2 protein-coding genes are annotated in these 26,784 nt (G+C 76.4%); both read right to left on the bottom strand.

The window, feature by feature from the left end:
- Nucleotides 1–42: 42 nt before the first annotated feature.
- Nucleotides 43–11,820 carry an SDR family NAD(P)-dependent oxidoreductase gene (locus AC07GB_RS30320; RefSeq protein WP_478850970.1) on the bottom strand — a complete coding sequence of 3,926 codons (11,778 nt, stop codon included), beginning with the start codon at nucleotides 11,818–11,820 and terminating at the stop codon, nucleotides 43–45.
- Between the two features lie 66 nt (nucleotides 11,821–11,886).
- Nucleotides 11,887–26,781, bottom strand: a complete 14,895-nt coding sequence (locus tag AC07GB_RS30325) for a type I polyketide synthase (protein ID WP_478850972.1) — start codon at nucleotides 26,779–26,781, stop codon at nucleotides 11,887–11,889.
- Nucleotides 26,782–26,784 lie beyond the last annotated feature (3 nt).

Genomic DNA, 26,784 nt, shown 5'->3' on the forward strand with positions numbered 1-26,784 from the left:
CCCCTCCATGGGTGCGTCGGGACGGCGCGGTCTGGACGGGACTCACGAGATGCCCAGCTCCTTGTCGATCAGGTCGAAGATCTCTTCGTTGGTGGCGGACTCGATGGCGTCGGAGGTCTCCGGGCCGCCGCGCTCCGCGCCGTCGTCCGTGGTGGGTTCGAGGCACGCGAGGGCACCGCGCAGCCGCCGGGCGAGGTCGGTGCGCCGCCCCGCGCCGTCGGGCCCGGCGTCGGCCAGTTCGGCGACGAGCGCGTCGAGGCGGTCGAGTTCGGCCGCTCCGGGCGGCCCGGCCGCTGCGCCGCCGGGGTCGGTGAGCAGCCGCTCGGCCAGGTGACGGGCGAGCGCCTCGGGCGTGGGATGGTCGAAGACGAGCGCGGCGGGCAGCCGCGTCGCGGTGACGGAGGCGAGCCGGTTGCGGAGTTCGACCCCGGTGAGGGAGTCGAAGCCCAGGTCCTTGAACGGCCTTGCCCCTGCGACCAGGTCGGTGGAGGCGTGGCCGAGGACGGCGGCTGCGTGGCCGCGCACCAGGTCGAGCAGGACGCGGTGTGCCTCAGCCGGCGCCAGGTCCGCCAGCTGTGCGGCGAGCGAGGGCCCGGCCTGCGCGGTGGCCGGGCCGGGTGCGGTGGCGCGCCGTGGAGCCCGTACGAGAGCGCTGAGCAGCGGCGGCAGGGGGGAGCCGGTGGCGGCGGTCGCCCGCAGCGCGGCGGTGTCGACGGCGGCGGCCAGGACGTGCGGCTGTGCCGCGGTCAGGGCCGCGTCGAAGAGCGCGAGGGCCGCGTCGGTGGTGAGGGCCCCGATGCCGCCGCGTGCCATCTTGCGTACGTCGGCGTCGGTGAGGTGCCCGGTCAGGGCGCTGCGCTCCTGCCACATGCCCCAGGCGACGGACACGGCGGGCAGTCCCTCGGCGCGGCGGGCGGCGGCCAGGGCATCGAGGGCGGCATTGGCGGCGGCGTAGTTGGCCTGTCCTGCGCCGCCGAGGAGCGCCGCGCCCGAGGAGAAGAGCACGAAGGCCGCCAGGTCGTGGTCGCGGGTCAGTTCGTGCAGGGCGAGCGCGGCGTCCGCCTTGGGCGTGAGCACGCGGTCGAGCCGCTCCGGGGTGAGCGCGGTGACGGTGGCGTCGTCGAGTACCCCCGCGGCGTGCACGACGCCGGTCAGGGCGTGTGCGTCGGGGATGTCCGCGAGGAGCGCGGCGAGCGCGGCGCGGTCGCCCGCGTCACAGGCCGTGACGGTCACGTGGGCGCCCGCGTCGGCGAGGTCGCGCACCAGCCGGTCGGCGCCCGGGGCGTCCATCCCGCTGCGGCCGGTCAGGAGCAGATGGCTTACGCCGTGCGTGGTGGCCAGGTGACGGGCGACGAGCCCGCCGAGGGTGCCGGTGCCGCCGGTGATCAGGACGGTGCCGTCGGGGTCGAGGGGTGCGGGCAGGGTCAGGACGTTCTTGCCGATGTGCCGGGCCTTGCTCAGGTGCCGGAAGGCCTGCGGGGCCTGTCGCAGGTCCCAGCAGGTGACGGGCAGCGGCGTGAGGACGCCCCGCTCGAACAGGGCCAGGACCTCGGCGAGCATGGCGCCGACGCGCTCCGCGCCGGCCTCCATCAGGTCGAAGGCCCGGTAGCGCACGCCGGGGTGGTCGCGGGCCACCTCGTCGGCGTCGCGCACGTCCGTCTTGCCCATCTCCACGAACCGGCCGCCGCGCGGCAGCAGCCGCAGGGACGCGTCCACGAACTCCCGTGCCAGACAGTCCAGTACGACGTCCACGCCGCGGCCCCCGGTGGCGTCGAGGAACCGCTCGGCGAAGTCGAGGGTGCGCGTGGACGCGATGTGCTCGTCGTCGAGGCCCGAGCCGCGCAGCACGTCCCACTTGGCGGGGCTCGCGGTGCCGTACACCTCGGCCCCGGCGTGCCGGGCGAGCTGTACGGCGGCCATGCCGACGCCGCCCGCCGCCGCGTGCACCAGGACGGACTGGCCGCGCCGCAGGCCGCCCAGGTCGAACAGGCCGTAGTAGGCGGTGAGGAAGACGATCGGCACCGACGCGGCCTGCGCGAAGGTCCAGCCGGAGGGGACGCGGGCCAGGGTGCGCCGGTCGGCGACGGCGGTGGGCCCGAAGGACCCGCCGAAGACGCCCATCACCCGGTCACCCGGCGCGAGGTCGTGGACGTCCGCGCCCACCTCCAGGACGACGCCCGCTCCCTCGCTGCCGAGCACCGCCTGGTCGGGGTCGAGGCCGAGGGAGACCACCACGTCGTGGAAGTTGAGGCCCGCGGCCCGGACGGCGACCCGGACGTCGCCCGCGCCGAGCGGCGCGAGGGCGGCGGGCGCGGGGACGGCCGCGAGCCCGTCGGCCGCCCCGGGTCCTGCGAGCCCGACCGTCCAGGCCGTCTCGTCGCCCGCGGGCGGCACGAGGGTGTCCCGGCCGGGCCCGGCGAGCAGCCGCGGCACGAGCACCTCGCCGTGCCGTACGGCTACTTGGTTCTCGCCGACCGCGAGCGCGGCGGGCAGGGCTTCGTGGGACTCCGGCAGCCCGTCGAGGTCCACGAGCGCGAACCGGCCGGGGTGCTCGGTCTGCGCGGTCCGCACGAGGCCCCACACGCCGGACTGCGCCAGGGCGGCCGCGCGGTCGCCGGGCGCGGTGCGCACCGCGCCGCGGGTGACGAGGGCGAGGGTGGCGTCGGCGTACCGCTCGTCGGCGAGCCACTCCTGCACCAGCGCGAGGCAGTGGGCGGTGGCGGTGTGCAGAGCCGCGGCGTCGTCCCGGCGGCCGTCGGCGCCCTCGGGCCACGGGAAGTCCGCGACGACCAGGGCGGGCACGGCGGCGTCGGGCGCGGCGCGAAGATCCTCCAGGCGCGCCCAATCCCCGTCCGTCACAGGCTCGTCGGTGCCGGGCGCGGGCAGCCACTCCACCCGGTGCAGCCCGTCCTGTCCGTGCCGCCCCGCGGGCCGCGGCCCGTCCGCCGCGACGGGGCGCAGCACGAGCGAACCGGCCGACAGGACCTCCTGTCCCGCCAGGTCGTACACGGCGAGGGCGACGGTCTCGGGCCCGTCGGCGGTGAGCCGCACCCGCAGGGCCGTGGCCCCGGCGGCGTGCGCGGTGACGTCGTTCCAGCTGAACGGCAGGCGCGCGGTGTCGTCACGGCCGGGCAGCAGCGCGGCCGTCTGCAAGGCTGCGTCGAGGAGCGCCGGGTGCACGGCGTACGCGGGCGCGTCGGCGTGCTGCCGCTCGTCCAGGACGAGTTCGGCGCAGACCTCGCCGTCCCGCACCCAGGCGGCGCGGACGCCCTGGAACGTGGGCCCGTACGCGTACCCGGCGGCGGCGAACCTCTCGTAGAGGTCCTCGACGTCCACGGCTTCGGCGCCGGGCGGCGGCCAGGAGATCAGCGCGGGTCCTGCGGGCCGCCCGGCGGGGGCGGCGGTGCCGGTGGCGTGGGGCGTCCACGCCGGCTGCTCGCCGTCGGCTTCCCCTTCGGCCGGCGAGCAGTCGCGTTCGGCTCGCGAGAAGAGGCCGAGCGCGCGCCGCCCGTCCTCGTCGGGCGCGCCGAGCCGCACCTGTACGAGGACAGCGCCCTCCTCCGGCAGCACGAGGGGCGCCCCCAGGGTGAGTTCGTCCACGGCGCCGCATCCGGCTTCGGCAGCGGCGCGCAGCGCGAGTTCCAGGAAGGCGGTGCCGGGCAGCAGGGCGACGCCCTGGACGGCGTGCTCGGCGAGCCACGGATGCGTACGCCGCGAGAGCCGTCCGGTGCACAGCAGTTCACCCGTGTCGGCGATCTCCACGGCGGCCCCGAGCAGCGGATGCCCCGTCGTGCCGAGGCCTGCCGAGGCGACGTCCCAACTGGTGGTCGGGACGTCCAGCCAGAGGCGACGCTCCTGGAAGGGGTAGGTGGGCAGTTCGACACGCCTGGCCCCGGTGCCTTCGAAGAGCGGCTTCCAGTCCACAAGAAGCCCATGAGCGTGGGCCTGGCCGAGCGCGAGGAGCATGCGCTCCAGACCACCCTCCTCACGGCGCAACGTACCGAAGACGGGCGCGCTGGCCTCGGCCGCATCCAGCGTGCCCTCCACCGCAGCCGTCAGCACCGGGTGCGGACTGACCTCCACATACGCCCCGAAACCCTCGCTGGCGAGCGCCCGAATCGCGGGCTCGAAGGCAACCGTGCTGCGCAGATTGCTGTACCAATACCGCGCGTCCATCACCGAGGTGTCCAGCCAGCCCCCGGTCACCGTGGAGAACACAGGGATGTCACCGGCCACCGGCTCGACCCCGTCCAACACCTCCAGCAGCTCGGCCTCGATGCGCTCCACATGGACCGAGTGCGAGGCGTAATCCACATCGATCCGACGCGCCCGTACGCCCTCCCTCTCACAACGCTCCAACAGCTCGTCCAAGGCATCGGGATCTCCGGAGACCACCACCGCCGTGGGCCCGTTGACAGCAGCCACCGCAAGGCGCCCACCCCACGCGGCCAGCCACTGCCCCACCACGGCCGGCGACAGGGCAAGCGACACCATCCCGCCCTGCCCAGCCAGCCCCACGATCGCCCGGCTGCGCAGCGCCACCACCCTCGCCCCATCAGCCAGCGACAGACCACCGGACACCACCGCCGCCGCGATCTCCCCCTGCGAATGCCCCACCACCGCATCCGGCACCACACCGAACACCCGCCACAACCGCGCAAGAGACACCATCACCGCGAACAACACCGGCTGCACCACATCCACCCGCTCAAGCCCTTCACCCGAGCGCACGACTTCCAGCAGCGACCACTCCACATACGGCGCCAGAGCCGCCTCGCACTCCCCCATGAACCCCGCGAAGTCCGCGGACTCCGCGAGCAGCTCACGGGCCATCCCCACCCACTGCGCCCCCTGCCCCGGGAACACGAACACCGTCCCCCCGGACACCGACGCCCGCCCCTCCACCACGAACGCCGACGGCTCACCCACCGCCAACGCCCCCACACCAGCAAGCAGTTGCTCGCGGCCACCGGCCACCACCGCCCGGTACTCATGCCGGGCCCGGGTCTCGGCCAGCGACAGGGCGACGTCGTCGAACCGGACGTCGTCCGCGCCGCACATCTCAAGCAACCGCTCCGCCTGTACCCGCAATGCCTGCGGCGACCGCGCCGACAACACCCACGGCACCGGCGCACGCACCTCGGAAACCCCCGGAACAACCTCCTCCGGGACCTCCTCCACGATCACGTGCGCGTTCGTCCCGCTGACGCCGAACGACGAGACGCCGGCTCGTCGCGGTCCGCCGCCGGTCTCCCACGCTCGTGCCTCGGCGAGCAGGCGCACCTCGCCCGTCGACCAGTCGACCTGAGGGGTGGGCTCGTCGACGTGGAGGGTCTGCGGCAGCAGTCCGTTCCGCATCGCCAGAACCATCTTCATGACACCCGCGACACCGGCCGCCGCGGAGGTGTGGCCGATGTTGGACTTGAGGGAGCCCAGCCACAACGGCCGCCCCTGCACGCGCTGTTGGCCGTACGTGGCCAGCAGGGCCTGTGCCTCGATCGGATCGCCGAGTGTGGTGCCCGTGCCGTGGGCCTCGACCGCGTCCACGTCCTTCGCCGACAGGCCCGCGTCCGCCAGGGCGGCACGGATCACCCGCTGCTGACTCGGCCCGTTCGGGGCCGTCAGGCCGTTGCTCGCGCCGTCCTGGTTCACCGCGCTGCCCCGCACCACCGCGAGCACCGGATGACCGTGGCGACGGGCATCCGCCAGACGCTCCAGGACGAGCACTCCGGCCCCTTCGCCGAAGCTGGTGCCGTCCGCGGCCGCCGCGAAGGACTTGCAGCGGGCATCGGCGGCGAGGCCTCCCTGGCGGCTGAACTCCACGAAGAGTTCGGGGCTCGACATCACGGTGACGCCGCCCGCGACCGCGAGCGCGCACTCGCCGCGGCGCAGCGACTGCACCGCCGTGTGCAGGGCCACCAGGGAGGACGAGCACGCCGTGTCGATGGTGAGGGCGGGGCCTTCGAGACCGAAGGCGTAGGCGACGCGGCCGGAGACGACGCTGCCGGAGTTGCCGGTGCCGAGGAAGCCCTCGACGTCTTCGGGAATGTGGGGCAGGAGGCGTACCGCGTAGTCCTGCTGCATGAGGCCGATGAAGACGCCCGCCGGGGTGCCGCGCAGCGCGGTGGGGTCGATGCCGGCGCGTTCGAAGGCCTCCCAGGTGATGGTGAGCAGGAGCCGCTGCTGCGGGTCCATGGCGATGGCCTCGCGCGGCGAGATGCCGAAGAAGTCGGCGTCGAAGTCCGCCGCGCCGGTGAGGAAACCGCCTTCGCGCACGTACGAGGTGCCGGTGTGGCCGGGGTCGGGGTCGTAGAGCGCGTCGAGGTCCCAGCCGCGGTCGGTGGGGAAGGCGGAGATGCCGTCGGCGCCGGAGGCGACGAGGCGCCACAGGTCGTCCGGGGTGCGGACGGCGCCGGGGAAGCGGCAGCCCATGGCGACGATCGCGACCGGCTCGTCCGCCGAGGACGCCACGGATGTCACGGATGTCACGGAAGCCCCGGGCACGGCTGCGGCCGGCCGCGTCTCCGTCCCGGCCAGCTCGTCCCGCAGGTACGCGGCGAGCGCCTGCGGGGACGGGTGGTCGAAGACGAGCGTGGCGGGCAGGCGCAGGCCCGTCGCGCCGTTGAGGCGGTTGCGCAGCTCGACGGAGGCGAGGGAGTCGAAGCCGAGGTCGCGGAAGGCCCGCGCGGGGGCGACCGCGCCGCCGGAGGCGTGGCCGAGTACGGCGGCGGCCTGCGCGCACACCAGCTGCACGAGGGCGCGCAGCTGTTCGGACGCGGGCAGCGCGGCGATGCGCTGCCCCGGCGCTGAGCCGCTGTCCGGCGCGGCGGCCGCGGCCCTGTGCACGGGGACGCGTACCAGCGCGCGCAGGAGCGGCGGCACCGGTTCGCCCGCGGCGGCCCGGGAGCGCAGAGCGCGCCGGTCGAGCCGGAGCGGCACGAGCGCGGGCGCGTCGACGGTGAGGGCCGCGTCGAGGAGGGCGAGGCCCTGTGCGGTGGTGAGCGGGGGCATGCCCGAGCGGGCCAGGCGGCGCACGTCGGCGTCGTCGAGGTGGCCGGTGAGGGCGGAGCGCTGCTCCCACAGGGTCCAGGCGAGGGACTGCGCGGGCAGGCCGAGGGCGTGGCGGTGCTGGGCGAGGGCGTCGACGTAGGCGTTGGCGGCTGCGTAGTTGCCCTGGCCGGGGCCACCGAAGGTGCCCGCGGCCGAGGAGAAGAGGACGAAGGCCGTCAGGTCCAGGTCCTGGGTCAGCTCGTGGAGGTGGAGCGCGGCGTCGGCCTTGGGGCGCAGGACGGTGTCGAGACGCTCTGCCGTGAGCGAGGTGACGACGCCGTCGTCGAGGGCGCCCGCGGCGTGCACCACGGCCGTCAGGGGGTGGGCGGCGGGGATGTCGCCGAGGAGGGCGGCGAGCGCGGCGCGGTCGGCGGCGTCACAGGCGGCGACGCTGACGTGGGCGCCGAGGGCGGTGAGTTCCGTGCTGGTCTCGGCGGCGCCCGGCGCGTCGGGCCCGGACCGGCTCGTGAGCAGGAGGTGGCGGACGCCGTGGTGTTCCACGAGGTGGCGGGCGACGCGGGAGCCGAGCAGTCCGGTGCCGCCGGTGACCAGGACGGTGCCGCCCGGGTCGAGGGCGACCGGCTTCGGGTCATCGGCGGGGGCCTTGCCGAGCCGCGGGGCGAGGAGGGCGCTCTCCCGCAGGGCGAGCTGCGGCTCGTCGGCGCCGAGGGCCGCTACCACGGCTTCGGTTCCCGCCCGCGCGTCCAGGTCCAGCAGCGCGAAGCGGCCGGGGTGTTCGGACTGGGCGGAGCGCACCAGGCCCCACACGGCGGCGCGGGCCGGGTCGGTGGGGGCCTCGCCCGGGGTGGCGGCGACCGCTCCCCGGGTGACGACGGCGAGGCGGGTGCCGGCGAGGCGCTCGTCGGCGAGCCACGTCTGGAGGGCTTCCAGGGTCCGGTGCAGGGCGCGGCGTGCCGCGCTCACGTCCGTGCCGCCCGCCTCGGCGGCGTCGGAGTCGTAGGGGAATTCCGCCAGCAGGACGGTGCCGGGGGCGGGCGCGCCCGCGTCGAGGGCGGCGAGGAAGGCGGCGGTGTCGGGGTAGGCGTCCGGCAGGCCGAAGGAGTGCGGGCCGACGGCCACGGGCGCGGTGCCCGTCTCGCCTGGCGGGCAGGTGACGGGGGCCCACTCCACGCGGAACAGGGAGTCGTGGTGGGCGCGGCCCGCCCCGGGCGCGGGGGCGGCCGGGCGCAGGGACAGGGACTCCACGGAGGCCAGGGGGCTTCCGGCGGCGTCGGCGACGTCGAGCGCGAGGGTGTCGGGGCCGGTCGCGGTCAGGCGCATGCGCAGCGCGGCGGCGCCCGAGGCGTGCAAGGTCGTACCGGACCAGGCGAACGGCATCCGGCCGCCGTCGGCCGCGTCGGCGGCGAGCCCGGTGGCGTGCAGGGCCGCGTCGAGCAGCGCCGGGTGCAGGGCGAACCGCGCGGCGTCCTGGTGGAGTTCGGGCGGGAGTACGGCCTCGGCGTACAGGTCGTCGCCGAGGCGCCACGCCGCCGTGAGGCCTTGGAAGGCGGGCCCGTAGGCGAAGCCGCCCTCGGCGTAGCGGGCGTACATGCCGTCGAGGTCGAGAGGGGTGGCGCCGGGCGGGGGCCAGGCGGTGTGGGCGGCGGGGGCCGGGGCGGGGGTGGGCGGGGCGAGGACGCCGGTGGCGTGGCGGGTCCACTCCTCGTCCGCGTCGGGGTCGTCGGCCCGGGCGTGCAGGGTGAGGGCGCGGGTGCCGTCGGCGGCGGGCGCGCCGACGGACAGGCGCAGCGCGACGCCGCCGTCCTGGGGCAGCGTCAGGGGCGTTTCGAGGGTGAGGTCTTCGACGCGGGGGCAGCCGGTGCGGTCGCCCGCGAGGACGGCGAGTTCCAGGAAGGCGGTGCCGGGCAGCAGGGCGGTGCCGCGCACGGCGTGGTCGGCGAGCCAGGGGTGGGTGCGCAGCGAGAGCCGGCCGGTGAACAGCAGCCCTTCGGTGTCGGCCTGCGCGATGACGGCGCCGAGGAGCGGGTGCCCGGAAGGGGCGAGCCCCATAGAGGCGGCGTCGCCGGAGGGGGCGCCGGAGTCCTCCAGCCAGTAGCGCTCGCGCTGGAAGGCGTAGGTGGGCAGGTCGACACGGTGCGGCCGCCGGCCGGCGAGGACGGCGTCCCAGTCGACGCGGACGCCCCGCACGTGCAGGTCCGCGAGGGCGGTCAGCAGCCGGCGCGGGCTGCCGTCGTCGCGGCGCAGCGTGCCGAGGGCGAGCGCGTCGGTGCCGGTGGCGTCGGCGGTGTCCTGGAGCCCGGCGGTGAGCACGGGGTGCGGGCTGACCTCGACGAGGACGCGGTGCCCGTCGGTGAGGAGGGCGCACGTGGCCTCCTCGAAGCGCACGGTCCGGCGCAGGTTCTCGTACCAGTAGGAGGCGTCGAGTCCCGCGGTGTCCAGGAGGCCGCCGGTGACGGTCGAGTAGAAGGGGACGTCGGCGGTGCGGGGGGTGAGGTCCGCGAGCGCCGTCAGGAGTTCGTCCCGGACGGCCTCGACGTGGGGGCCGTGCGAGGCGTAGTCGACGGGGATGGAGCGGGCGCGTACGCCGTCGGCGTCGAGGGCGGCGAGGAGTTCGGCGAGCGCTTCGGGGTCGCCGGAGACGGCGGCGGACGCGGGGCCGTTCACGGCGGCGACGGCGATCCGCTCGCCCCAGGGCGCGATGCGCTCCCGCACCTGCTCCGCGGGGAGCGCCACCGACGCCATGCCGCCGCGCCCGGCGAGGGCCCGCAGCGCCTTGGCGCGCACGGCGACGACCTTCGCGGCGTCGGGGAGGCTGAGCGCCCCGGCCACGCACGCGGCGGCCATCTCGCCCTGGCTGTGCCCGACGACGGCGGCGGGCTCGACGCCGTACGCACGCCATACTTCGGCGAGCGAGACCATCACGGCGAACAGGGCGGGCTGGACGACGTCCACGCGCTCCAGGGGAGCGTCGCCGCGCAGCACGTCGAGCAGCGGCCGGTCCGTGTGCGGGGCGAGCGCGTCGGCGCACTCGGCCATGCGGGCGGCGAACACCGGTGAGGAGTCGAGGAGTTCGCGGGCCATGCCGGTCCACTGGGAGCCCTGGCCGGGGAAGACGAAGGCGACGGCCTCGCCGGAGCGGGCCGTGCCGCGTACGCCGCCCGCGGGCAGCGGGTCGGCGCCGCGGGCGAGGGCGGCCAGGCCGTCGAGCAGCGCCTGCCGGTCGTCGGCGACGAGGGCGGCGCGTTGTTCATGGGCGGCGCGGCCGGTCGCCAGGGTGTGGGCGACGTCCACGGGGTGCAGCTCGGGGTGCTCCGCCAGGTGAGTGTGCAGGGTGGCGGCCTGGGCGCGCAGGGCCTGGGCGTCGCGGGCGGAGACGAGCCAGGGCACGGGGCCGTGGCGGTCGCCGCCGGAGCGCGGTTCCGGGTCCGGTTCGGCCTGTTCCAGGACGACGTGGCCGTTGGTGCCGCTGACACCGAAGGAGGAGACGGCGGCGCGGCGCGGACGCCCCGTGGCGGGCCACGGCGTGGGCTCGGTGACGAGCCGCAGCGTCCCCGACGACCAGTCGACCTGGGGGGTGAGGTCCCCGCCGTGCAGGGACGGCGGTACCACGCCGTGCCGCATGGCGAGGATCATCTTGATGACGCCGCCGACGCCCGCGGCGGCTTGGGTGTGGCCGATGTTGGACTTCAGGGAGCCCAGCAGCAGCGGCCGTTCGGCGGAGTGCTCGCGCCCGTAGGTGGCGAGGAGGGCCTGCGCCTCGATGGGGTCGCCGAGCGGGGTGCCGGTGCCGTGCGCCTCGACCACGTCGACGTCGGACGGGGTGAGCCGGGCGCTCGCGAGGGCCTGGCGGATGACGCGCTGCTGGGAAGGCCCGTTCGGGGCGGTGAGGCGGCTGCTGGCGCCGTCCTGGTTGACGGCGGAGCCGCGGACGAGGGCGAGCACGGGGTGGCCGCTCCGGCGGGCGTCGGAGAGCCGCTCCAGGAGGAGCATGCCGACGCCCTCGCCCCAGCCGGTGCCGTCGGCGGAGGCGGCGAAGGACTTGCACCGGCCGTCGGCGGCGAGGCCGTTCTGCCGGCTCATCTCGACGAACGGCACCGGCGTCGACATCACCATGGCGCCGCCCGCGAGGGCGAGTGTGCAGTCGCCCTGGCGCAGCGCCTGGCAGGCCAGGTGGAGGGCGACGAGCGAGGAGGAGCAGGCGGTGTCGACGGAGATGGCGGGGCCTTCGAGGCCGAAGGTGTAGGAGACGCGGCCGGAGGCGACGCTGTCGGAGCTGCCGTTGCCGAGGTAGCCCTGGACGTCGTCGGGCACCTGGCGCAGGCGCACGGCGTAGTCCTGGTACATGACGCCGGCGAAGACGCCGGTGCGGCTGCCGCGCAGTGCGTGCGGGTCGATCCCGGCGCGCTCGACGGCCTCCCAGGCGGTCTCCAGGAGGAGCCTTTGCTGCGGGTCCATGGCGAGGGCCTCGCGCGGGGATATCCCGAAGAAGCCGGGGTCGAAGGCGGCGGCGTCGTCGAGGAAGCCGCCCTCGGCGCTGTACGTGCTGCCGGGCCGCTCCCCCGTCGGGTCGTGCAGGGCGGCCAGGTCCCAGCCGCGGTCGGCGGGAAAGGGCGTGATCGCGTCGGTGCCCGTCGAGACGAGCCGCCACAGGTCCTCGGGGGTGCGTACGCCGCCGGGGTAGCGGCAGCTCATCGCGACGACGGCGATCGGCTCCCGGTCCTTCGCCTCGGCCTCGCCGAGGCGCTGCTTGGTCCGGTGCAGGTCGGCGGCTACCCGCTTGAGATAGTCGCGCAGCTTGTCGTCATTCACCGTGCATCGTCACCTTCGGTACGCGGGCGGTCGGAGGAAGGGAGGGGGGTCGGTGGCCGGGCGCAGTCATGGCCTGCCGAGTTCGTTGTCGATGAAGGCGAAGAGGTCGTCGTCGGTGGAGCCCATGCGGTCCTCGACGGCGTCCGCGTCCGGCTGCGGGCCTGTGCGGAGCGTCTCGAGGAGGTCCTGGAGGCGGGCCGTGAGCGCGGTGCGCGCGCCGTCGTCGGGCACGCCGTCGCGCACCGCGGCCTCCAGGCGGTCGAGTTCGGCGAGGGCCGCGGGGCCGGTGCCGTCCGCGCCGTCGTCGGGGGCGACCTCCTCGGCCAGGTGGCGGGCGACCGCGGCGGCCGTCGGGTGGTCGAAGAGCAGGGTCGCGGGCAGGTGCAGGCCGGTGGCTGCGCGCAGCCGGTTGCGCAGTTCCACGGCGGTCAGCGAGTCGAAGCCGAGGTCGAGCAGGGGCTGTTCGGTGCTGAGGGCCGACGGGTCGGGGAAGCCGAGGACCAGCGCGGCGTGGGTGCGGACCACGTCGACGAGGACCCGTTCGCGCTGCGCCGGGGGCCGTCCTGCGAGGCGCTGCCGCAGCGCGTCCGCGGCGTCGGGCCCCGGGCCTTCGCCCGCCGCGGCCCGGCGTGCCGGGGTGCGCACGAGGCCGCGCAGGAACGCGGGCACACCACCCGCGGCGGCCTGGGCGGCGAGCGCCCCGGTGTCCAGGCGCAGCGGCATGAGCGCGGGCGCGTCCAGGGCGGTGGCGGTGTCGAGGAGGGCGAGGCCGTCGGCGGGCGCGAAGGCCACGATGCCGCCGCGGGCGATGCGGGCGAGGTCGGCCTCGCCGAGGTGTCCGGTCATGCCGCCGCCGGTGGCCCACAGGCCCCAGCCGAGCGAGGCGGCGGGCAGGCCCTGGGCGCGGCGCCGGTGGGCCAGGGCGTCCAGGAAGGCGTTGGCCGCCGCGTAGTTGGCCTGGCCCATGCCGCCGAAGACACCGGCGATGGAGGAGAAGACGACGAACGCGGACAGGTCCAGGCCCGCGGTCAGCTCGTGCAGATGGACGGCGGCGTCGACCTTGGGGCGCAGCACCCGGTGGAGCTGCTCGGGGGTCATGTCGGCGACCACTCCGTCGTCGATGACTCCCGCCGTGTGCACGACGCCGCGCAGCGGGTGCTCCAGGCCGCCCAGGGCCTTCTCCAGGGCCTCCCGGTCGGCGGCGTCGCAGGCGACGATGTCGGCTTCGGCGCCCAGGGCGGCCAGCTCGGTGCGGAGCGCGTCCGCGCCCTCGGCCGCGGGTCCGCCGCGGCTGGTGAGCAGCAGGTGCCGCACGCCGTGTTCAGCCGCGAGGTGCCGGGCGACGAGGCGGCCGATGGAGCCGGTGCCGCCGGTGATCAGGACGGTGCCCTCGGGGTCCCAGGCGGGTGCGCGCACGGGTGCGGAGCCGGGCACGCGGGCCAGGCGCGCGGCGTGGATGCGTCCGGCGCGCAGGGCGAGTTGGGGCTCCCCGGTGGCGAGGGCGGCGGGGACGGCGGCGAGCGAGGCGGGTTCGCCGTCGGTGTCGAGCAGGACGAACCGGTCGGGGTTCTCGGTCTGCGCGGAGCGGACCAGGCCCCAGACGGCGGCCTGCGCCGGGTCCGCCACGTCGTCGTCGGGGCCAAGGGGCACGGCGCCGGTGGTGACGAGGGCCAGCGTCGCGCCCTCGTACCGCTCGTCGGCGAGCCAGGCCCGCACCAGTCGAAGAACGCTGTCCGTGAGGTCGTGGACGGACGCGATCGGCTCTCCGGCCGCCGCCGGCAGCGCGGTCACCACCAGGGCGGGCACCTCGGCGCCCGCGTCGGCCGCGGCGCCCAGGGCGGTGAGGTCGGCGTGGACGGGCGCGGGTCCGGCGAGATCCGGGTGGGCGGGCGCGGGTCCGGCGAGGGCGTCGCGGAGCACGGCCCAGGACGCCGGGGCGACGTCGGTGGTGGCGAGGGCGGGCCACTCCAGGCGGAACATGTCCTCGTACGCGCTGGTGCGGGACTCCTGGACACGCTCAGCGGTCACCGGCCTGAGCACCAGCGAGCGGGCCGATGCGACCGGTGCCCCCGTGGGGTCCGCCACGGTCAGGGCGACGGCGTCGCGCCCTGCCGGTGTCATGCGCAGGCGCAGCGCGGACGCGCCCGAGGCGTGCAGCCGTACGCCGCTCCAGGAGAACGGCAGCCAGCCCTGGTCGCTGCCTTGGAGGACGCCGAAGGCCAGCGAGTGCAGCACGCTGTCGAGGAGCGCGGGGTGCAGGCCGTAGTGCCCGGCGTCGCCCTGCTGCTCCTCGGGCAGGCGGGCCTCGGCGTAGACGGCGTCGCCCAGGCGCCAGGCGGCGCGCAGGCCCTGGAAGGCGGGCCCGTAGGCGAAGCCGCCCTCGGCGAGGCGTTCGTAGAGGCCGTCGACGTCCAGGGGTTCGGCTCCGGCGGGCGGCCAGGCCGTGAGGTCCTCGGGCTGCGTGCGCCCGCCGGGGGTGAGGCGGCCCGTGGCGTGCCGGGTCCAGGGCTCGTCCGGCGCGGCGTGCTCGGGCCTGGCGTGGAAGGCGAAGGCGCGGCCGCCGCTCGCGTCGGGTGCCTGGACGCTGAGCTGGAGGGTGACGGCGCCCCGCGCGGGCAGGGTCAGGGGTGCTTCCAGGGTGAGTTCGTCGACCTCGTCGCAGCCCGTACGGTCGCCCGCGTGCACGGCGAGTTCGAGGAAGGCCGTGGCGGGGAGGAGCGCGCCGCCGTGCACGGCGTGGTCGGCGAGCCAGGGGTGGGCGGCCACGGAGAGGCGGCCGGTGAACAGGTGGCCGCCGGTGTCGGCGAGGGGGGCGCCCGCGCCGAGCAGCGGGTGCCCCGCGGGCAGCAGGCCCGCGGCGGGCATGTCGCCCGTGGGCGGCGTCGCCGCGAGCCAGTAGCGGGAGCGCTGGAAGGCGTAGGTGGGCAGCTCGACGTGCCCGTCCGGGACCCGTGCGTACAGCGGTGCCCAGTCGACGCCCACGCCGTGGACGTGCAGTCGGGCCAGGGCCGTGGTGAACGCGGCCTCCTCCGGCGTGTCCTTGCGCAGCAGCGGCACCAGGGCGGCGCCGTCGGCGGGCCCGGTCAGGCACTCCTGGCCGAGCGCGGTCAAGGAGCCGTCGGGTCCCAGCTCCACGTACGCGGTGGCGCCTTCCGCCTCCAGGGCGCGTACGGCGTCCAGGAAGCGGACGGTGGAGCGGACGTGGCGGACCCAGTGGCCGGGGTCGCACAGCTCGTCGGCGGTGGCGAGGGCGCCGGTCAGGTCGGAGGCGACGGGGATCCGCGGCGCGTGGTAGGTGACCTGCTCGGCGACGGCACGGAAGTCGTCGAGCACGCCGTCCATGTGCGGGGAGTGGAAGGCGTGGCTGACGGTGAGCCGCCGCGTCTTGTGGCCCTCGGCGCGCCAGTGGGCGGCGATCTCCTCGACGGCCGCCGCGTCGCCGGACAGGACGGTGGCGGCGGGCCCGTTGACGGCGGCGACGGCGATCTCGCCCTCCCTGCCGGCCAGGTGGGGCAGCAGCTTGGCCTCGGGGACGGTGAACGAGACCATCGCGCCACCGCCGGGCATGGCCTGCATCAGGCGGCCGCGGGCGGCCACGAGGGCGGCGGCGTCCGGCAGCGAGAACACCCCGGCGACGTGTGCGGCGGCCAGCTGCCCCACGGAGTGCCCGGTGACGAGGTCGGGGCGTACCCCGTACGACTCCAGGAGCCGGTGCAGGGCGACACCGACGGCGAACAGGGCGGGCTGGGTGTAGGCGGTGGTGTCGAGCAGGGCCGCGTCCGCGCTGCCCGCCGCCGCGTCGATCACGTCGCGCAGCGGCCGGTCCAGGAGCGGGTCCAGCTCCGCGCACACCGCGTCGAAGGCGTCGGCGAACACGTCGAAGCGCTCGCGGAGTTCGGCGCCCATGCGCAGGCGCTGGCTGCCCTGCCCGGGGAAGAGGAAGGCGGTCTTGCCCACGCGGCCGGTGGCGCCCTCGATCACGTCGGCCGACGGCCTGCCGTCGGCGAGCGCGGTCAGAGCGGCCACGCGGGTCTCGCGGTCCGTGCCGACGAGGACGGCCCGGTGCTCGAAGGCGGTGCGGCCGGTGGCCAGGGCCTTGCCGACAGCGTCGGGGGCGAGGCCCGGCGCGGCGGTGACCCGGTCGAGGAGCCGCCGGGCCTGGGCGCGCAGGGCGTCCTCGCCGCGGGCGGACAGGAGCCAGGGCAGGCAGCGGTCGGCGGGAGCCGCCACGGCGGGAGCCGGGGCCTCGGGGACGTGTTCCAGGATGGTGTGCGCGTTGGTGCCGCTGACGCCGAAGGACGACACGCCGGCGCGGCGCGGGCGGTCCTGTTCGGGCCAGGCGGTGTGTTCGGTGACCACCTGTACGCGGCCCGCGGACCAGTCCACGTACGGCGTCGGCTCGTCGACGTGCAGGGTCGCCGGGAGCGCGCCGTGCCGCATGGCCAGGACCATCTTGATGATGCCTGCGATGCCCGCGGCGGCCTGGCTGTGGCCGATGTTGGACTTCAGCGAGCCCAGGTACAGGGGTGTTTCACGCTGCTGCCCGTACGTGGCGAGGAGGGCCTGGGCCTCGATGGGGTCGCCGAGGCGGGTGCCGGTGCCGTGGGCCTCGACGGCGTCGACGTCGCCGGGGGTGAGGCCCGCGGCTGCCAGGGCCTGGCGGATGACGCGCTGCTGGGAGGGGCCGTTGGGGGCGGTGAGGCCGTTGCTCGCGCCGTCCTGGTTGACGGCCGAGCCGCGGACGAGGGCGAGCACGGGGTGGCCGCTCCGGCGGGCGTCGGAGAGGCGTTCCAGGAGCACCATGCCGGCGCCCTCGGCCCAGGCGGTGCCGTCGGCGGCGGCGGCGAACGGCTTGCAGCGGCCGTCGGCGGCGAGCCCGCGCTGGCGGGAGAACTCGACGAACGCGCCCGGTGTGGCCATCACGGTGACGCCGCCCGCGAGGGCGAGGGAGCACTCGCCGCCACGCAGCGCCTGCGCCGCCATGTGCACGGCGACCAGCGAGGAGGAGCAGGCCGTGTCCACGGTGACGGCCGGGCCCTCCAGGCCGAAGGTGTAGGCGATGCGGCCGGAGGCGACGCTGCCCGCGCTGCCGATGCCGAGGTAGCCCTCGAACTCCTCGGACGGCTCGGTGACCCGGGAGCCGTAGTCGCGGTAGCTGGAGCCGACGAAGACGCCGCCGTCGCTGCCCTTGACGGTCCGCGGGTCGATGCCCGCCCGTTCGAAGGCCTCCCAGGCGGTCTCCAGGAGGAGGCGCTGCTGCGGGTCGACGGCGAGGGCCTCGCGGGGCGAGATGCCGAAGAAGGCGGGGTCGAAGTGGTCGGCGTCGTGGAGGAATCCGCCTTCGCGTGCGTAGGTGCGGCCGACCTTCTCCGGGTCGGGGTCGTAGAGGCCCTCCAGGTCCCAGCCCCGGTCGGCCGGGAAGGCGGAGATGGCGTCGGTGCCGTCGGCGAGGAGGCGCCAGAACTCCTCGGGGGTGGTGACGCCGCCGGGGAAGCGGCAGCTCATCGCGACGATGGCGATCGGGTCGTCGTCGGTGGCGGCCGTAGGCGCTGCGGCTGCCCCGGGTGCGGGTGCCACCGTGCCGAGCAGTTCCTCGCGCAGGTGGTCCACGAGCGCGCTGGTGGTGGGGTGGTCGAAGACGAGCGTGACGGGCAGGCGCAGGCCGGTGGCCTCGGCGACGCGGTTGCGCAGCTCCACCGCGGTCAGCGAGTCGAAGCCGAGGTCCTTGAACGCCCGCTCCGCCTCGATCGCGGCGGGGTCGTCGTGGCCGAGCACGTCGGCGGCCAGGGCCCGTACGAGGGCGGTGAGTTGCTGCGTACGTTCGGTCTCGCCCAGTACGGCGAGGCGCGTGAGGAGGGTGTTCTCTCCCCCGCCGGAGGCGGCGGCGCTGTCGGCGAGGGCCCGGCGCGCCTCGGGCACGTCGGCGAGGAGGGCGCTGGGCCGCAGCGCGGTGTAGGCGCGTACGAAGCGGTCCCAGGCGAAGTCGGCGATGACGAGGCGGGACTCGTCGTCGTCGAGGGCCTGCCACAGGGCCTCGACGGCGAGTTCGGGGTCCATTGCGGGCAGGCCGTCGCGTGCGAGGCGTTCGCTGGTGGCGCCCGCGGCGAGGCTGTCGCCGCCCCACAGGCCCCAGGCCACGGAGGTGGCGGGCAGGCCGTGGTCGTGGCGCGCCTGGGCGAGGGCGTCGAGGTAGGCGTTGGCGGCGGCGTAGCTGCCCTGGCCTGTGCCGCCGAGGGTGCCGGCGAGGGAGGAGAACAGCACGAAGGCCGTCAGGCCGGCGCCGCGGGTCAGCTCGTCGAGGTGGCGGGCGGCGTCCGCCTTGGGGCGCAGGACACCCGCGGCGCGCTCGGGGGTGAGCGTGTCGAGGACGCCGTCGTCCAGGACGCCCGCGGCGTGGAACACGGCGCGCAGGGGCCGTTCGGCGGGGAGGGAGCCGAGGAGCCCGGCGAGGTCGTCGCGGTCGGCGGCGTCGCAGGCGGCGATGGTGAACTCGGCGCCCAGTTCGGTGAGTTCGGCGGCGAGTGCGGCGGCGCCGGGGGCGTCAGGGCCGCGGCGGCTGGTCAGGAGCAGATGCGCGGTGCCCGCGCGGGCGAGCCTGCGCGCGATCTGGGCGCCGATGCCGCCGGTGCCGCCGGTGACGAGGACGGTGCCGTCGGGCGTCCAGCCGGGGCCGGTGGGCTCGGTCCGGGGTGCGGCGTGGGCGAGGCGCCGCCCGAACACGCCGGAGGCGCGGACCGCCAGCTCGTCCTCGCCGTCCGGGGCGGCGAGGGCCGTGGCGAGCCGGGCGCGGGCCCGCTCGTCGAGGCGGGCGGGCAGGTCGACGAGGCCGGCCCAGCGCTCGGGGTACTCGACGGCGGCGACACCGCCGAGGCCCCAGTGCAGGGCTTGGAGGGGCGCGTCGAGGCGGTCGGAGCGGCCCACGGCGACGGCGCCGCGGGTCGCGCACCACAGCGGCGCCTTCACGTCGGCGTCGCCGAGCGCCTGGAGCAGGGCGGTGGTGAGGGCGAGGCCCGTGGGCAGGGCGGTGCCGTCGGCGTACGGGGTCTCGGCGAGGGCGAGCAGGGAGAGCACGCCGTCGGCCGGGGCCCCCTGAACGAGGGCGCGCAGCCGTCCGGCGAGGGAGGTACGGTCGCCGTCCTCGTCGGTGAGTTCGACCACGACGGGGTGCGCGCCGTGCTCGCGCAGGGCCTGGACGCAGGCCGTGACGGCCGGGTCGGCGGTGAGGGCCGCGGGGACGGTCACCCACCAGGTGCCGCCGAGGCCGGCTGTGCGGTCCTGGGCCAGGGGCCGCCAGGTGACGCGGTGGCGCCAGGAATCCAGCGTGGTCCGGCCGCGTCGGCCGTGCAGCCACCGGGAGAGGGCAGGCACGACGGTACTCATGGCCGCGCGTACGTCCTCGTCCTCTACGCGCAGGTGCCGGGCGAGGGCATCGGGGTCCTGCCCGGCCACGGCGTCCCAGAAGGCCTGGTCGACGGGGTCCGTGCCGGTGTCGGCGGTGGCGGCGGTGTCACGGGATGCGGGCTCCATCCAGTAGTGGCGCCGCTGGAAGGCGTAGGTGGGCAGCGCGCGGCGGCGGGCGCCGGTGCCGTCGAAGACCGCGTCCCAGTCCACGGGGTGGCCCAGGACGTGGAGTTCGGCGAGGGAGGTGAGCACGCGGTCGCGGCCTCCCTCGCCCCGGTGCAGGGTGCCGACGGTGCCGCCGCTCCCGCCCGCGGCCTCCAGGGCCTCCTGGAGCCAGACGGTGAGGGCGGGGTGGGTGCTGGACTCGACGAACAGGCGGTGCCCGTCGGCGAGGAGGCGGTCCACGGCCCGGCGGAAGTCGACGGGCTCGCGCAGATTGCGGTACCAGTACGCGGCGTCCAGGGCGGTGGTGTCGAGGGCGGCGCCGGTGACGGTGGAGTAAAAGGGCACGCGCGAGGGGCGTGGGGTGATTCCGGCGAGCAGGGTGTGCAGTTCCTGGTGGATCTCCTCGACCTGCGGCGAGTGCCCGGCGAAGTCGACGCCGGGGATCGGCCAGCACAGCACGCCGTCGTCGGCGAGCGCGGTGTGCAGCGCGCCCAGGGCGTCGGGGTCGCCCGAGACGGTCACGGTGGTGGGGCCGTTGACGGCGGCGACGCTCACCCGGTCGGCCCAGGGGGCGAGCCGGGCCTCGACCTGCTCCGGCGGCAGCGGGACGTACAGCATGCCGCCGCGTCCGGTGAGCGCGCGCAGGGCCTTGCTGCGCAGGGCCACGACCAGGGCGGCGTCCTCCAGGGACAGCGCCCCGGCCACACAGGCGGCGGCGATCTCACCCTGCGAGTGCCCCACCACGGCCGCGGGCTCCACCCCGTACGACCGCCACACCTCCGCCAGCGACACCATCACCGCGAACAACACCGGCTGCACCACGTCCACACGCTCCAGCGACGGGGCGCCAGGAGCCTCCCGCAGTACGTCCATCAGCGACCAGTCCGTATGCGGAGCCAGGGCCCCGGCACACTCGGCCACCCGCGCGGCGAACACCGGCGAGGTACCGAGGAGTTCACCCGCCATCCCAGGCCACTGCGAGCCCTGGCCCGGGAAGACGAACACGGCGCGCCGATCCTGGGCGGCGGTGCCGCGCACGGCTCCGGGGCCGGTGCGGCCGTCGATCAGGGTGTCGAGCGCGGCGAGCAGGGTCTCCCGGTCGCGGCCGACGGCGGCGGCGCGGTGCTCGAAGGCGGTGCGCGTGGTGGTCAGGGAGTGGCCGATGTCGGCGGGGCGCGCGTCCGGCCGGGCCGCGACGTGGGCGCGCAGGCGCACGGCCTGCTCGTGCAGGGCTTCGGGGGTGCGGGCGGAGAGGACCCACGGCACGGCCACGTCCGGGGCATCGGGCGCGGTCGGCTCCTCGTCGGCGGGCGGCTGTTCGACGACGACGTGGGCGTTGGTGCCGCTGAGTCCGAAGGAGGAGATCCCGGCGCGCCGCGGGTGGCCGTTCGCGGGCCATGGCTCGGCCTCGGTGAGCAGGGAGACGTTCCCCGACGACCAGTCGACGTTCGGGGACGGGGCGTCCACGTGCAGGGTCGCCGGGAGCGTCTCGTGACGCATGGCCAGGACCATCTTCATGATGCCCGCGACACCGGCGGCGGCCTGGCTGTGCCCGATGTTGGACTTCAGTGAGCCGAGGCGCAGGGGCGTCTCGCGGTTCTGCCCGTAGGTGGCGAGCACGGCCTCGGCCTCGATGGGGTCGCCGAGGGTGGTGCCGGTGCCGTGGGCCTCCACGGCGTCCACGTCGGCGGCGGACAGGCCCGCGTCGGCCAGGGCCTCGGTGATGACGCGCTGCTGGGCCAGGCCGCTGGGGGCGGTGAGGCCGTTGCTCGCGCCGTCCTGGTTGACGGCGGAGCCGCGCAGGACGGCGAGGACGGGGTGGCCGTTGCTGCGGGCGTCGGACAGGCGCTCCAGGAGCAGCAGTCCGACGCCCTCGGCCATGCCGAAGCCGTCGGCCGCCGCCGCGAAGGACTTGCAGCGGCCGTCGGCGGCCAGGCCCCGCTGGCGGCTGAAGCCGGTGAAGGTGAGGGGGGAGCCGATGACGGTGGCGCCGCCGGCGAGGGCGAGCGAGCAGTCGCCGTTGCGCAGCGCCTGCGCCGCGGTGTGCACGGCGACGAGGGAGGAGGAGCAGGCGGTGTCGATGGTCACGGCGGGGCCTTCGAGGCCGAGCGTGTAGGCGACGCGGCCGGACAGGACGCTGGTGGAGATGCCCGCGACGAAGAGGCCTTCCAGTTCGTCCGGTACGTCGTCCATGCTGCCGCCGTAGCCCTGGTAGGCCGCGCCCGCGAAGACGCCGGTGCGGCTGCCGCGCAGGGTGTGGGGGTCGATCCCGGCGCGCTCCAGGGCCTCCCAGGAGGTCTCCAGGAGGAGGCGCTGCTGCGGGTCCATGGCGAGGGCCTCGCGCGGCGAGATACCGAAGAAGCCCGCGTCGAAGCGGCCCGCGTCGTAGACGAAGCCGCCTGCCGCCGCGTAGCTGGTGCCGGGCCGGTCGGGGTCGGCGTCGTAGAGCGCGTCGAGGTTCCAGCCGCGGTCGGCGGGGAGTTCGGCGACGGCGTCGCGGCCGTCGGCGACGAGCTGCCACAGCTCCTCGGGGCTGGCGACGCCGCCCGGGTAGCGGCAGCTCATGGAGACGATGACGATCGGGTCGTCGTCGGCGGCGGCCACGCGCACCACCGGCGCGGCCGCGGCCGGGGCGGTGTCGCCGAGGAGGTCGGCGCGCAGGTGGCGGGCGAGCGCGCCGGGCGACGAGTAGTCGAAGACGAGGGTGACGGGCAGGCGCAGACCGGTGGCGGCGGTGAGCCGGTTGCGCATCTCCACGGCGGTCAGGGAGTCGAAGCCGAGGTCGCGGAAGGCCCGTTCGGGCGCGATCGCGTCGGGCGCGTCGTGGCCGAGCACGGCGGCGGCCTCGGTGAGCACGAGGGTGGACAGGACGCGTTCGCGCTCGGGTCCGGTGAGGCCGCGCAGCCGGTCGCGGAGGCCGCCTGCCGGGTCGCCCGTATCGCCCGCCGGGGCGGGGGCCGGGGCGAGGGCGGCGCGGGCCTCGGGGACGGAGCCGATGAGGGGGCTCGGCCTGCTGGTGGTGAAGACCGTGGCGAAGCGGTCCCAGTCGATGTCGGCGACCAGGACGAGGGTCTCGTCGTGGTCGAGGACCTGCTTCAGGGCGGTGACGCAGGTGGCGGGCGGCATGAACAGCACGCCCTGGGCGCGGAGTTGGTCCTCGGCGAGGTTCGCGGCCATGCCGCCGCCGTCCTCGGGGCTCCAGATGCCCCACACCACGGAGGTGGCGGTCAGGCCCCGGGCCCTGCGGTTCTCGGCGAGGGCGTCCAGGTGGGCGTTGGCGGCGGCGTACGCGCCGTGGACGGCGCTGCCCCACACCCCGGAGATGGACGAGAAGAGGACGAAGGCGTCGAGCGTGTCCCGGTCGAACAGCGCGTCCAGGTGGGCCGCGCCGAGGGCCTTGGCGTCCAGGGTTCCGGCGAACTCGGCCAGGTCCGTGCCGTCGAGCGCCACGAGCGAGCCCCCGGCGGCGGCGTGCAGCACGGACCGGATCTCGCAGCCGTCGCGCTCCAGGTCCGCGACGAGCGCGGCGAGGGCGTCCCGGTCGGTGATGTCGCAGGCGGTGACGGTGGTGCGGGCGCCCAAGCCGGTGAGTTCCTCGGCCAGTTCGGCCGCGCCCGGCGCGTCGGGGCCCCTGCGGCTGATCAGGACGAGGTGCTCGGCGCCCTCGCGGGCGAGCCAGCGGGCGATGTACGCGCCGAGGCCGCCCGTGCCTCCGGTGATCAGGGTGGTGCCGCGCGGGGTCCAGGCGCGGCCCGGCGGGGTGTCGCCGAGCGGGGCCCGGACGAGCCTGCGGCCGTGGACGCCCGCGCCGCGCACGGCGAGCTGGTCCTCGTCACCGGGCGCGGCGAGCACCGCGCACAGCCGGGCCGCGGCGCGCGGGTCGGGCTCGGGCGGCAGGTCGACGAGGCCGCCCCAGCGGCGCGGGTGCTCCAGGGCCGCGCACCGGCCGAGGCCCCAGCCCACGTGCTGCGCGGGGCGCGCGGGCGGGTCGGCGGGGCCGACGGACACGGCGCCGCGCGTGACCCACCACAGCGGCGCGTCCACACCCGCGTCGCCGAGGGCCTGCACCAGGGCCAGGCCCAGGGCGGTGCCGACGGACACGGAGGGGTGGCGCGGGTGCGGCCGTTCGTCGGTGGCGAGCAGCGACAGGACGCCCGCGGGCGGCTCCTCGGCACCGGAGAGGGCATCGGCGAGGGCGTCGGCGATCCGGGCGGCGAGTGCGCCCCGCTCGGCGTCGGGCACGTCGAGGACGGCCGTCACGGTGGTGGCCCCGGCGTCCTGGAGGGCGCGCACGCAGTCGAGGTTCCGCGGGTCGGCGGCCCCGGGGGCGGGCAGCAGCACCAGCCAGGTGCCGGAGAGCCGGGCGGCGGCGGGCTCGGGCAGCGCCTGCCAGGTGGGCCGGTAGCGCCAGGACTCGACGGTGGTGAGCGCGGCGCGGCGTTCGCGCCAGGTGGCGAGGGCGGGCAGGACGGCGCTCAGCGGCTCATCGGGCCCGACGCCGAGCGTGGCGGTCAGCTCCGGCAGGTCGCCGGTGCGCACGGCCTCCCAGAAGCGGTCCTCCACGGGGTCGGCGGGCGGCGCGGCCACGGCCGCGGAGGCGGGCTCCGGCTCCAGCCAGTACGGGCGGCGCCGGAAGGCGTACGTGGGCAGCCCGGTCGCGGCCTGGTGCCCGGCGAACACCCGGGACCAGTCCGGGGACAGGCCGCGCGTGTGGGCCCCGGCGAGGGCGAGCAGGAAGCGCTCGCGTCCGCCCTCGTCGCGGCGGAGCGTGCCGAGCACGGCGACGGGCCGCTCCAGGCCTGCGTCGTCGGCGGTCTGCTCCACGCCGAGGGTGAGCACCGGGTGGGCGCTGATCTCGACGAAGGAGGTGTGGCCCTGGTCGAGGAGGCCGCGTACGGTCTCTTCGAAGCGCACGGTCCGCCGCAGGTTGCGGTACCAGTACGCGGCGTCGAGAGGCGTCGCGCCGTCGAGCCGGGCGGCGTCGACGGTGGAGTGGAAGGGCACGTGGGCGGTGCGGGGCGCGAGGTCCGCGAGCGCGGTGTGCAGACGCTCCTCGATCTCCTCGACGTGCGCGGAGTGCGAGGCGTAGTCGACGGGGATGACACGGGCCCGTACGTCCTGGGCGACGAGGGCGGCGACGATGCCCTCGACGGCCTCGACGTCGCCGGAGAGGACCGTGGTCGCGGGCCCGTTGACGGCCGCGACGGACAGTCGGTCGCCCCAGGGCTCCAGGTGGGGCCCGAGGGCGGCGGCGGGCAGCGGCACGGACGCCATGCCGCCGCGCCCCGCCAGGTCCGCGAGGGCCCGGCTGCGCAGCGCGACGACCTTGGCCGCGTCGTCGAGGGACAGCGCGCCCGCCACGCAGGCGGCGGCTATCTCGCCCTGGGAGTGTCCGACGACGGCGTCCGGTTCGACGCCGTACGACCGCCACAGCTCGGCGAGGGACACCATCACGGCGAAGAGGGCGGGCTGCACCACGTCGACGCGGTCCAGGGACGGGGCTCCTTCGGCGCCGCGCAGCACGGCCTCGAGCGACCAGTCCACGTACGGGGCGAGGGCCCGCTCGCAGGCGGCCGCGCGCGCCGCGAACACCGGCTCGGCGTCCAGGAGGCCGACCGCCATGCCGGGCCACTGCGAGCCCTGCCCGGGGAAGACGAACACGGTCTTGCCCTCGGGCCCGGTGACGCCGCGCACGAGGTGCGGCGCGGCGCTGCCGGAGGCGAGCGCGCTCAGGCCCTCGACGAAGCCGGGCCGGTCGCCCGCGACGACGGCGGCACGGTGCTCGAAGGCGGCCCGGGTGGTGGCGAGGGCGCGGCCGATCGCGCCGTCCGTGGCGTCCTCGTCGGTGCCGGTGCCGGTGTCGGTGCCGGTGCCGGTGTCATCGAGGTGCGCGAGCAGGCGCGCGGCCTGCTCGCGCAGGGCGTCCTCGTCGCGGGCGGAGAGCACCCAGGGCAGCGGGCCCGCGGCCGGCTCGGGCGCGGGGGCCTCCGGTGCCCGCTCGTCGGAGTCCTGCGGGGTGTCCTCCTCCAGGACGAGATGCGCGTTCGTGCCGCTCACGCCGAACGCCGACACGCCGGCCCGGCGCGGGCGCCCCGGCGTCTCCCAGGGGCGGGGCTCGGCGAGGACCCGTACAGCCCCTTCCGACCAGTCGACGAACGGCGTCGGCTCGTCGACGTGCAGGGTGCGCGGCAGGCGGCCGTGGCGCAGGGCGAGGACCATCTTGATGACGCCGCCGACGCCCGCGGCGCCGGAGGTGTGGCCGATGTTCGACTTCAACGAGCCGATCCACAGCGGACGTTCGGCGGGCCGGTGTTTCCCGTAGGCGGCGAGCAGGGCCTGGGCCTCGATGGGGTCGCCGAGGCGGGTGCCGGTGCCGTGGGCCTCCACGGCGTCGATGTCACCGGGGGCGAGGCGGGCGTCGGCGAGGGCGTCGGCGATGACGCGCTCCTGCGCGGGGCCGTTGGGCGCGGTGAGGCCGTTGCTCGCGCCGTCCTGGTTGACGGCGGAGCCGCGGATGACGGCGAGCACCTGGTGGCCGTTGCGGCGGGCGTCGGCGAGGCGTTCCAGGACGAGAACGCCGACGCCCTCGGACCAGCCGGTGCCGTCGGCCGCGGCCGCGAACGCCTTGCAGCGGCCGTCCGCGGACAGGGCGCGCTGGCGGCTGAAGGCGACGAAGGCGTCCGGTGTCGCCATCACGGCGACGCCGCCCGCGAGGGCGAGGGAGCACTCCCCGGAGCGCAGCGAGCGGACCGCGAGGTGCAGGGCGACCAGGGACGAGGAGCAGGCGGTGTCGACGGTGAGCGCGGGGCCCTCCAGGCCGAGGGTGTAGGCGACGCGCCCGGAGACGACGCTGGCGGCCGTGCCGGTGTCGAGGAGGCCTTGGAGTTCGGGGACGTGCCGCGAGGTGCTGCCGTAGTCGTTGCGCATCGCGCCGATGAACACGCCGGTCCTGGTGGCGCGCAGCGCGTCCGGGTCGAGGGCGGCGCGCTCGACGGCCTCCCAGGCGGTCTCCAGGACGAGGCGCTGCTGGGGGTCCATGGCGAGGGCCTCGCGGGGGGAGATCCCGAAGAAGCCCGCGTCGAACTCCGCCGCCTGGTGCAGGAATCCGCCGTGCCGGGTGAAGGATGTGCCGGGGTGGTCGGGGTCGGGGTGGTAGAGCGCGTCGGTGTCCCAGCCGCGTCCGGTGGGCCACTCGGTGATGGCGTCGGCGCCGCTGTCGACGAGGTCCCACAGGCGCTCGGGGGTGTCGGCGCCGCCGGGGTAGCGGCAGCTCATGGAGACGATCGCCACGGGGTCGTGGCGGGCGTCCTCCGCCTCGCGCAGTCGGCGTCGGGCGTCTCCCAGGTCGGCGGTGGCGCGCCTGAGGTATTCGAGGAGCTTGTCGTTGTCCGGCATAGG

It is taken from the genome of Streptomyces sp. NPDC045778 (assembly GCF_056431945.1).